Genomic DNA, 10369 nt, shown 5'->3' with positions numbered 1-10369 from the left:
CCGTGTATCATAACCTTAATTCTCTCTTTTGTTCTTTCTGATTATTTATACTAAAAGTTAAGCATTGTAAACTTAAGTTGTGTATTATCAGGTTCAGAATGGATTCCCTAATCAGCAACGAATTACGGATGCTATTGCTGATTGGGAGGCAAAAACACCCATTCGATTTGTACCTCGAACAAATCAGAATAATTATGTGTTTTTTAGAACTGGAGGCGGTTGCTCTTCTTTTGTAGGTCGTCAGGGAGGAAGACAGGATATTACATTGGCTGGAGGATGCCCTACAGGAGCTGTCATTCATGAAATTGGACACGCAGTAGGTCTGTGGCACGAACAAAGTAGAAAAGATAGGGATCAGTACATCACCATTAATTTTGGAAATATTCAGAATGGTTTAGAATTTAATTTTGAAACTTATCTACAACAGGGAATTGATGGTGATGAATTCACAAATGAGTTAGATTTTAATTCTATAATGCTTTATTCTTCATTTGCTTTTTCTAAAAATGGATTGCCGACCATTGTAAAAAAAGATGGATCCACGTATACTACCAATAGAACATCACTTTCTAATGGAGACGTAGAAGGAATTCAAAAAATGTATTCTGGTGATGGTCCGGGTGGAGATATCTGTGATGGAGTAGCAGAATGGTCTCCTAATCAATCTTACCAACCAGGAGATAGGGTTACTTATTTTGGTAACTTATTTGAACGAACGACAAACGGCTGGAATTTTATAGGCTCCTGTGGAACTTCGAATACAAAATCTTCGGACACGGATTTTAAAGATCTTAATGATGTGGATTTAGGTTAAATATATTGCTTCGAAAAAGGAATGAACCTAAAAAAACCTCTTCCAAATGTCTTTTGGAGGAGGTTTTATATGTTTTTAAGGTTTAAGAGAATTCGAATACTGATTATATTCATGAAACCTATTACTTTTCGGGTTTCAGGATTAAAAATTTATCATCCATAACGTTTCCTGTTACTATAAGATCTTCAAAAGGTGCCGCTATTGTGGAGCCAGACATTTCAGTTCCGTCATTTGTGTATATGTGTTCTATATCATAATCGTTTTTCCCGTTATAGGTAATCTTAATAATTTCTGAAGGAGTAGTGTCTTCTTTTCCTTTGGCATAGGATCCAAATCGTAATAAATTAGGATGCGCTCCTATCCAGAGATTTCCATCAGTATCGATTTCGATATTATCTACTCCTGTACCACAAGGAATATCTTCTATAAATTCTAGAGATCCATCAATATTTTTGGAATACACTTTGACTAAAAAACCTCTAGGAGATGCTACAAACAATAAGTTACGTTTAGGGTCAAAATTGATCCCATTAGCATAGGCAATACCGTCTGCAACTTCAGTATAGTTTTCGCCATCATAGTAAAGAACATTCGAAATAGAAAGTCCAAGATATTCTTCTAATATTTTACCAATTCCTTTTGTGTATCCGTGATCATTAGTGACATAAAAACGATGTTCATCGATTAGTACAAGATCATTAGGACTGATTAAGGAAGGATGGGTTAGTGTTTTTTCGTGAACCAGATTTTTACCATTCATAGTAAAAACTTCAATAGAATGTCCTTTTGGTGTATGATTAATTGCCATCACTTTATAGATGCTATCTTTTTTTATCATTGAAATTCCATGTGGAGCAAAAGATTGATCAAAAGAAGCGGTTAGATGAGTAAGGTTAAAATTCTTATTTTTTAAATCCATTAAGTACAATCCACCTTTTTCTTCTTTTACAGGAGGATAGATTTCTCTATTCGTAGAGGAGATTAATGCAAAACCCTCTGATGGGCTGACAGTGATGTCTTCGGCGCCAGGAATAGGGATTTTCTTTAGAACTGTTCCTTCAAATTTATTCTCTACAGTTCTGAAAAAGCCAGTTGATATTAATATATGAGCAACAAAGGCAATGATTACTACTAAAAGAACAAGTGTAGTTCTCTTTATAACACGTTTCATAAATTTTCGATCTTATTACTTTTTAGAATTGGCCGGAACTGGTGGTGGTCCTTCTGGAACAATAGCTTCGTATACTTCATCTCCTTTACGCTCTTTATATTCGGCTTTTACCTTTTCTAAGGCTTCTGGGTTTTCGTAAAGATCTGTCATTGTCATAGCCATTGCTTTGGAGGCATATAACATTCCTTTATGACCAATACTCATTCCGCCACAGGCTACTACAGCCCAAGAATGCCAAGGTGTATCTTTTGGAGCGGTTGTAACTCCCAGATTTATATTAGGGACATTCCAGCTTACATCTCCTACATCGGTAGAACCTCCACCTGGATGCTCCTTGGTCTCTTCTAGTGGATTGATAGCACTGTCCATACCTACTTGTTCTTTTTTTGTTACTTCCTGGATTTTTTTACCGAAGGCAATTTCTTCATCCGTATAGGTAATTGGTCCAAGAAGTTCCAGATTATTCTGCATAAGTTTTCCTCCTTCACGATTTACAAGTACTTCGTAAATTCCAGAAATTAATGAGATTTTATAGTCTACATTCGCCATAATAGCTGCTCCTTCTGCCATTTTCTGAACACGTTCATATACTGGCATCATACCAGAGCGTTTAGTATCGCGTACTCGCATCCATAATCTAGCGTAGTCTGGAACCACATTTACAACTTGTCCGCCATCCTGGATATGATAATGCATACGAACAGTAGGTTTAACATGTTCTCGATAATAGTTGATTCCAGTTGTGTATAATTCCAATGCGTCAGAGGCACTTCTACCATTCCATGGATCGGCAGATGCATGTGCTGCTTGTCCAAAAAATTCTACTTTAAAATCTACTAATGCTAGAGAACTTTGTACATCTGCTTTGGTAGATGCAGATGGATGCCAGCTAATATTAGCATCGACATTATTCCACAAGCCTTCTCTTACCATCCATATTTTACCGAAATATTTTTCTTCGCTAGGCGTACCAAAAAACTTTATGGTTCCTTTGATTTTACCACTTTGGATAAGTTCTTTTACAGCAATGGCAGCTCCTAAACTTCCTGCTCCAAATAGATTGTGCCCACAACCATGTCCTCCGGCACCTTCGTTAAGTGGAGACTTGGTAGGTTGAGCTTTTTGTGAGATTCCTGGTAATGCATCAAATTCTCCTAATACACTAATTACAGGTTTTCCAGAACCGTAGGTTGCAACAAAAGCTGTTGGCATTCCTGCAACTCCTCGTTCTACAGTAAATCCTTGCTTTTCTGCATAATCTGCTAGTAGCTTTGAAGATTGATTTTCTTCAAAAGCAGTTTCTGCTAATGCCCAGATTTGATCACTGATATTGATAAGTTCTTTTTGATGGGTTTCTATTGATTTTATGATCGCTTGTTTGCTTTCAGAGGGTTTCTTTTGACTAAAGATCGGTAGCGTCAATAAAGAACATAGTAATAGACCTATAAAGTTGTTTGATTTCATAATAGCCTGAATTAAATGAGTTTGCTTAAGATGATAATGATAAAAATAACATTTTTTATGTTGATAGTAACATTTTATCACATTCTTATTAGCCTTCACTTTTTGAGGATGCATTCTGAGTATTCATGCCTGTTACGGTGCAACCACATGAGTATAAAAACGTTTACTAAATGAGTACTTACGAATTCTCATTTATTAACATTTCTTAACGTTAATTACAATAGTTTTAACCTGAGATCAAGTAATACATTGATTATAAAATTGTTATCAATAACTAAGAATTACTCCATAAAATCAATTTAGAAAATGAAGATTAAAAGTCTATTTAACGTTTTTGCACTTATCCTAATTATTACATTTGTTTCTTGTCAAACGGTCGAAAAGAAAGATCGTCGTAATGATAAGCTTATTGCTCAAGCGAATATTCCAGCTAAAGAAGAAAAGATCCCAACGATCAATGAGGTGATATCATATGATATAGCATTTACTAAATTAAATGAAGTTGTGCAATCCGCGGAATATGCTGAGAAGTTTAATAGCCAAAAACCTTATACTATATTCGCTCCATTAAATGGTGCTTTTCAGAAATTACCGCAAGGAACTATAGAAAAATTAACTAAAGAAGAACTGGCAGCTATTATGAATTGCCATATTATTCGAGGAACTATTAATGAGCAAGATATTATCAAAGCAATTAATGAAGGAGGAGGAAGTGTAAAACTTAAAACGCTTGGAGGTACTAGATTAATAGCAAGTAGAAAAAGAGGTAAAATCTATTTAATCGATAAAAATGGTAATGCTGGTAGATTAATGAAAACAGATATCGAAGCTACTAACGGAATGATCCATACTCTGGAAACTGTAATGTTACCAAAGAAATAGTAAGATATAATTTAATGTGTTTGTTTAAAACCGGAGAACCTCACAATTAGATAGAGTTGTGAGGTTTTTTATGCATTAAAGTTAAATGATTCTAATCAATGTCAACAGCTTCAAAGGTAATAGCGGGCTTTTCGAGAGTAGGATTTGATGCGTTTCTATTTGAATAGATATAAGCTTTACCTTGTAGTTTTGGTTTGTGTATTAAATTAGTGTGTAATAGCCCGTAATAGGTGGCAAGGGCATAATTATTCTGATTATCCACAGAATACACAGGGTTTTCTTTTAAAAAACCATCACTATTCGTTTTAAGGATTCCATTTGTTCCATTAGTGATAAAGATACCGTTAAAAACTTCGATCTTTTTTGAAGCATTAAAAGTTAATTTTATATCCTCTTTTATATGATCGCCAATTGGTTGTATCTGTTTAATATTTCTAAATAATTGTGCAAAATTATGTGCGGTCTCCTCAATAAATATAGGGCAATCTGCGTTAATCATAATGGCAATATTTAGTTGTTCTTTTGGATAATGTACAATAACAGTCCGAGCTCCTCGCCAGCTGCCTGCATGTTCTAAAACGTTGTTGCCAAAAGCATCATAAGATGAACGCCAAACAACACCTACATTTGTTTTTTTACCATTCTTAAGTTGGTGACTCTTGAACATTTCTTTGACCACTTCTTTAGAGATAAATCCGTTTGTATATCCATTCATCATCTTAACTAAATCCGAAGGTGTTGATCTAAACCCAGCTCCGGGTATTTTGTAACTAGCATTTGTTATTTTTTCTTTGTGAAGTTTTTCATTTTTAAGATAATACAGGGAAGCATTTTCTTTAGAAAGCTTTTCAATATTTTCGGCAGCAGTTTGTGTCATCTGTAGTGGTTTAAAAATGTGATCATTCATATAATCGATATAGCTTTTCCCGGAAGCTCCTTCAATCACTGCAGCTAGTAAATTAAAAGCATGCGTAGAATATTTGTAATCTGTATCAGGATCAAATAGGAGAGAGGCTTGCATTAAGTTTACGGTCTCCTTTATACTTTGATATTGCTTTTTTTTATAGCTATTCCCATTTGGTCTATGTGCTAATCCAGAAGTATGACCTGCTAACTGACGAGAAGTGATATTAGCATATTTCTCATCTATGTATGAGATATAATTTTTTATGGGAGCATCTAAGTCAATTTTACCTTCTGAAACTAATTTACCAATTGCTGTCGCGGTGATTACTTTGGCAACAGAGGCAGTTCGTAAAAGAGTAGTTGTTTCCATTTTTATATGTTGCTCTATAGTAGCGTAACCGAATCCTTTGGCATATAAGATTTCTCCATTTTTGCTAATGGCTATAGAAAAACCTGGGATTTTCGTTTGTTGCATGAATGCTTCGGCTACTGTTTCGATTTCTGAATACTCATTGATGTCATTGTTGTTACTTTGACTTTGAGAGTTTAGAGGTATTGTACACATTAGCAACGTTAATATTACTGTGTATAGAGATGCTTTTTTCATGATTCTGATTGCTAGGGTTTACTTTATTGCTCCTTTAGTAATTAAGTAATTGATAATTTCTTGATGTTTCCCTCTTTTAGCCATAGATAAAGGACTTCTTTTTTCGGAAAATAGAGAGTAACTATCTCTAACGGATTTATTGACATTGGCTCCTTTTCCTACTAAATACTTTACAACATTTAGATGTCCGTTCCAAGCAGCATTGATAAGAGGTGTCTCGTCACCGTTTACATACACATCCACTAATGCTCCAGATTCTACTAAAAACTTGACAATATCTAAATGCCCCTTTTTTGATGCTGCGATTAATGGATTTCCATCTCGATCACTTTTTTTATTGACATCAGCTCCAAGTCTTACAATAGTTTTTACCATAGTAAGATTTCCTCTAGAAGCTGCTCTTATTAGTGCTGTTCCATCACCAACTGTGGCTTTATCGATATCTGACGTATAGGATGCCAATATTTCTAATATTTTGGTGTCATCTAAGCTTCCCGCAATAAGCATTGGGTTTCCATCACCAGATACTTCTGCATTAGGATCTGCACCGTTTTTTAATAATAATTGTACAATATCACTATTCTTTCCCCTTACAGCAGCTATTAAGGGAGTACCATCTCCAGTTATTTTAATATTTACGCTGGCTCCTTTATCAACTAAATATTTAGAAACTTCATAATGTCCATTTTGTGCAGCAATCATTAAAGAGCTCGCATCATTACTATGTCTATAAGAAACTTTTGATCCTGCTTTAATTAATAATTTCACCATAGATAAATTTCCATTATAGGAAGCCATTCCCAATGGAGATCGTGGTTGTATGATTTCATCATAATTACAGTTTGGGTTTACAGTTTCTAGAAGCTGGGTTACTTTTGTAATATCATTATTTTTTACTGCATATAGTAACTCTTTGCAAGTTTGAGCTTTTAAAGACATCAGATTGATGCATGTTAATGCTACTAGTAGGATTATTGTTTTCATAATTGTTCGTTTTTTGATTAATGATTGAATACTAATTAGTAGTATTTGTTTATAAATTCAATTCGAAATTAGGTCTTAATAGAAGGTGTTATTTAAAAAAAAGACGAATAGAAGTTTTCTATTGACAGAAAAGATTTTTCGAAGGAAAATGACATTAATCAAGCGCAAACAGATTTTTGGTTGTTGTTATCTGATGTTGGAATGTTTAATCAGTTTTACTTAGTATTATTACTTATCTTTAAATTTAATGAATACTAATAAGCCCTTTATTGATCGAATAATTCAGAATAGAAAGGTGTCTCATCTTTTGTTTTGGGGCTCATTTCTATTAATATTCACCTTACTTGCCAGTCTAAATTCTGGAACACTGAAGTCTCATATTATTAACTATTTGGCGATGCTGCCATCTCAGATAATAGCGGCTTATGTTTTAAATTATTTTCAGATACCTAACCTACTTCTACAAAAGAAATATTTACTTTTTTTGGGATCCATGATTGTAAGTATCTACTTGCTTTCGGCCTTTGCCAGATGGAGTGTTGTTTATATCGCAGAACCTTTTATTAGAGTGGATTTTGTTCAAGAATCTATTACGGAAATACTCTCGGATTTTGCATATTTATTTTCTACTTATTTCCCAGCTGTATATATTTATGCATTTATGATGCTAATTATAAAAGCAATTAAAGATAGGTTTGAAGAGAAGCATCAATTAGAAATGTTACTGAAAGAAAAGGCTACTAATGAACTTAAATTTTTAAAAGCTCAGATTCAGCCTCATTTTTTATTCAATACATTGAATAATTTATATGCTTTAACATTATCAAAATCCGATGTTGCTCCACAAGTAGTGCTTAAATTATCGGAATTATTAGACTTTATATTATATCAAAGTGATGAAGCCTCCATTTCAATACAAAAAGAAATAGAATTAATACAGGGATTCATAGACCTAGAATCTTTGCGTTATGGAGATTCATTAGATTTAATTTTTAATCACAAGGCAGATGATTTAAATACACAGATTGCTCCATTGTTATTGTTGCCGTTAGTTGAAAATGCTTTTAAGCATGGATCAAGCGGTAATCCGAATAATCCAAAAATACATATTGATTTATCTGTAATTGATACTAAACTTACTTTTAAAGTATATAATAGTAGGCTTCATACTATTAATACAATAGAAAAACCAAATAATAAATCCGGAATAGGAATGAGTAACCTGAAGAGACAATTAGAACTTAATTATGCTAATACATATCGATTAGATATTGAGGATTTACCGGATAGTTATTCTGTAGAATTATTTATAGATTTGAAGTGATATTATGACAATTAGATGTATCGCAATAGATGATGAGCCTTTGGCGCTGGATATTATAAAAACATATTTAGGTCAAATTCCAAATACGGAACTCATAGCTTCCTTTAGTAATCCCATAGAAGCATCCGAGATTATAAAAACAAATAACATTGATCTAATGTTTTTGGATGTGGAGATGCCATTATTATCAGGGATCGATTTTTTGAAAACAATAAAAAACCCTCCTAAAGTAATTCTGACAACAGCTTATCGTCATTATGCTATAGAAAGTTATGAATTAGATGTTATTGATTATTTGTTAAAACCTATTTCGTTTAGGCGTTTCTTTAAAGCAATTAGTAAATATAAAAGTGTGCTAAAAGAACCGTCTGTACCTGTAATAGAAATCAAGGAACAAAAGATTCTTAATGATCATATGTATGTGAATGCTAATAAAAAGTTTGTCAAGATTAATTTTGAAGATATACTGTACGTAGAGAGTCTAAAAGATTATGTTAGAATTCATTTATTGGATAAAAGTATAACTACCAAAGATTCTATTAGTAATTTCGAAAATAAGCTCCCTAAAACGTTTTTAAGAATACATCGTTCATTTATTGTAAATGTTACTAAGGTTACAGCATTTACTAAAGTTGATGTAGAAATTGGAACCAAAGAAATCCCAATTGGTGCTAGTTATAAAGAGCAGGTTATTGGTTTTTTTAAAGACTAGAAGTCTCGATGATAAATTTTTTCGACTTTTTTGAATAGTGAATAGTTCTAATTGATTCTGTAGAGAATGCAGCTGTAAAATGTTTTATTCCTTTTTGATCCTTAAAGGGTTCTAGATATAAATTTTTGTCGATATATTCTTTTACAGTTTTTACACTAGCATTTTTAATAGGGTTTAAATTATTATCAAAAACAATTTTGATAAATTCATTTTCTTTAATGATAGACGGGACTTCTGTATTATATAAATCAAAGGTTTCATTATTAGGACCGAAACTGGGCATTCTATTAAAATTTTGTTGTCTCATGAATTCTTGTTGCTGGTGCATCATATTCTGGAACATCTGGTGATGAAACCACCAATTATTATGGTAGTTATACGTTGTTTTGTCTACGTAGCTCAATCTTAGAACATTAAGGCCTTCTACGGATTTATTGATGGTAATGGTCGGTTTATGTCTTTGAATGCGTATGGCTTTGTCAATTAACCTTAGATTTTCGTCATTAAAGTATCCAATGAAGTTTCCCTGTATTGGTTTTTTGAATTTAATGCTGCCCGTTTTGATGTCAACAACTGAAAGAATGGTGCTTTTCTTTGTTTTTATCATTAAGAATAAATTCCCTTTATGATAGAAGGAATTAAGATTTTTGATTTTTTCAATATCAAGATTATCGATAATTTGAAATTGTAATGAGTTACTTTGTACAGGATTTAATACTAGCGATAAAATAGACTGATTGTTACGACGGATGTAATCAAAATATAATAATCCTTTGTCATAATATACTTTGGTATCATCAATCGCCCCGTTTTCTATGTATTCGTTTGTGTTTATGAATTTGGGTTGGGAAGAAAATATTCTTTTAAAGATCCCATAATCTTCAGACACATTAAATGGAGTTTGAATTATGTTATCACCATTTACAATGTTGGTAATGTCAATTCTTTTTTCTTCAACTATGTAGTTAAGAAGAATTGATTTTTCAGGAAGACGCACTGTTACTTTTGGAAGCTTGAATTTTGGTAATACTTTTATTTTAGATTCTTTGGTGTTTATATTAACATCAATTATGGTAAGCTTTTTTGTAAATATACCTAGTTTTAGTTTAGTGTCTTCTGATGCAATTAGAGTTAAGGTTTCTTCATTTTTATGATAAGAAAGAATTGTTGGCTCTGATGAAAAATTTATATCGTTTAATTCGATGATTTTATTGTTTTCATCAATGAAGAATGGTTTAATTCCATATTCTTTTCGGTTTTTATCTTTATATATAATAAGATGTATAGAAGATTTTTGATCAATATCACCAGAATAGGTGCTTTTTACTTTTTGTCCTTTATTTAAAACAAAATCTATTTCACTTGCGTGTAATGAGATGGTTAAAAAGATAAATGCTATTTTTAAAATAGTAGCGTAAAATTTCATCATACTTTTTTTAATAATGGGGGAAGTTTATTCTTTAGTTACAGTAAAGAGTGTTTTGTTACCCCTCTTTTTTAGTTTT

The 10369-nt window shown here is 32.5% G+C and carries 9 protein-coding genes; 4 read left to right on the top strand and 5 right to left on the bottom strand.

The window, feature by feature from the left end; all coding sequences use genetic code 11:
• The first annotated feature begins 79 nt into the window (after positions 1–79).
• On the top strand, positions 80–814 hold the full coding sequence (locus Q0975_RS21280) for a M12 family metallopeptidase (RefSeq protein ID WP_299440385.1): 735 nt from the start codon (positions 80–82) through the stop codon (positions 812–814).
• Between the two features lie 121 nt (positions 815–935).
• Here Q0975_RS21280 and Q0975_RS21275 read toward each other — a convergent pair whose 3' ends face one another.
• Together Q0975_RS21275 and Q0975_RS21270 are read right to left on the bottom strand one after the other, a co-directional pair.
• Positions 936–1985: an SMP-30/gluconolactonase/LRE family protein gene (locus tag Q0975_RS21275; protein WP_299440383.1), complete on the bottom strand. Its 1050-nt coding sequence runs from the start codon at positions 1983–1985 to the stop codon at positions 936–938.
• Between the two features lie 15 nt (positions 1986–2000).
• Positions 2001–3449: an amidohydrolase gene (locus Q0975_RS21270; RefSeq protein ID WP_299440381.1), complete on the bottom strand. Its 1449-nt coding sequence runs from the start codon at positions 3447–3449 to the stop codon at positions 2001–2003.
• A 306-nt stretch (positions 3450–3755) separates the two neighbouring features.
• Between Q0975_RS21270 and Q0975_RS21265 the strand changes: the two genes are divergently transcribed.
• A complete protein-coding gene (locus Q0975_RS21265) occupies positions 3756–4331 on the top strand; it encodes a fasciclin domain-containing protein (RefSeq protein ID WP_299440379.1) in 576 nt (191 codons plus the stop codon).
• A gap of 91 nt (positions 4332–4422) precedes the next feature.
• Here Q0975_RS21265 and Q0975_RS21260 read toward each other — a convergent pair whose 3' ends face one another.
• Positions 4423–5844: a serine hydrolase domain-containing protein gene (locus Q0975_RS21260; RefSeq protein WP_299440377.1), complete on the bottom strand. Its 1422-nt coding sequence runs from the start codon at positions 5842–5844 to the stop codon at positions 4423–4425.
• Between the two features lie 18 nt (positions 5845–5862).
• Entirely contained in the window at positions 5863–6828 is a 966-nt protein-coding gene (locus Q0975_RS21255) for an ankyrin repeat domain-containing protein (RefSeq protein ID WP_299440375.1), read from the bottom strand.
• A gap of 247 nt (positions 6829–7075) precedes the next feature.
• On the opposite strand from Q0975_RS21255, the gene Q0975_RS21250 reads away from it, so the two are divergent.
• Both Q0975_RS21250 and Q0975_RS21245 read left to right on the top strand, forming a co-directional pair.
• Positions 7076–8152 (top strand): histidine kinase, encoded by a 1077-nt coding sequence (locus Q0975_RS21250; RefSeq protein ID WP_299440373.1) that lies wholly within the window; start codon positions 7076–7078, stop codon positions 8150–8152.
• A gap of 4 nt (positions 8153–8156) precedes the next feature.
• Positions 8157–8864 carry a LytTR family DNA-binding domain-containing protein gene (locus tag Q0975_RS21245; RefSeq protein ID WP_299440371.1) on the top strand — a complete coding sequence of 236 codons (708 nt, stop codon included), beginning with the start codon at positions 8157–8159 and terminating at the stop codon, positions 8862–8864.
• On the opposite strand, the gene Q0975_RS21240 is transcribed toward Q0975_RS21245, so the two are convergent.
• On the bottom strand, positions 8854–10293 hold the full coding sequence (locus tag Q0975_RS21240; protein ID WP_299440369.1) for a hypothetical protein: 1440 nt from the start codon (positions 10291–10293) through the stop codon (positions 8854–8856). The genes Q0975_RS21245 and Q0975_RS21240 overlap by 11 nt on opposite strands.
• Positions 10294–10369: the final 76 nt, after the last annotated feature.

The organism is uncultured Aquimarina sp., from assembly GCF_947500065.1.
Lineage (GTDB): Bacteria > Bacteroidota > Bacteroidia > Flavobacteriales > Flavobacteriaceae > Aquimarina.
Note: the sequence above shows the minus strand (reverse complement) of the source record. Positions and strands in the feature narration are given on the sequence as shown.

Bases quoted from the DNA above. Each gene is read 5' to 3' on its own strand.
- Q0975_RS21255 (WP_299440375.1), bottom strand. From the start codon at position 6,828: ATGAAAACAATAATCCTACTAGTAGCATTAACATGCATCAATCTGATG.
- Q0975_RS21250 (WP_299440373.1), top strand. From the start codon at position 7,076: ATGAATACTAATAAGCCCTTTATTGATCGAATAATTCAGAATAGAAAG.
- Q0975_RS21240 (WP_299440369.1), bottom strand. From the start codon at position 10,293: ATGATGAAATTTTACGCTACTATTTTAAAAATAGCATTTATCTTTTTA.
- Q0975_RS21275 (WP_299440383.1), bottom strand. From the start codon at position 1,985: ATGAAACGTGTTATAAAGAGAACTACACTTGTTCTTTTAGTAGTAATC.
- Q0975_RS21270 (WP_299440381.1), bottom strand. From the start codon at position 3,449: ATGAAATCAAACAACTTTATAGGTCTATTACTATGTTCTTTATTGACG.
- Q0975_RS21260 (WP_299440377.1), bottom strand. From the start codon at position 5,844: ATGAAAAAAGCATCTCTATACACAGTAATATTAACGTTGCTAATGTGT.
- Q0975_RS21245 (WP_299440371.1), top strand. From the start codon at position 8,157: ATGACAATTAGATGTATCGCAATAGATGATGAGCCTTTGGCGCTGGAT.
- Q0975_RS21265 (WP_299440379.1), top strand. From the start codon at position 3,756: ATGAAGATTAAAAGTCTATTTAACGTTTTTGCACTTATCCTAATTATT.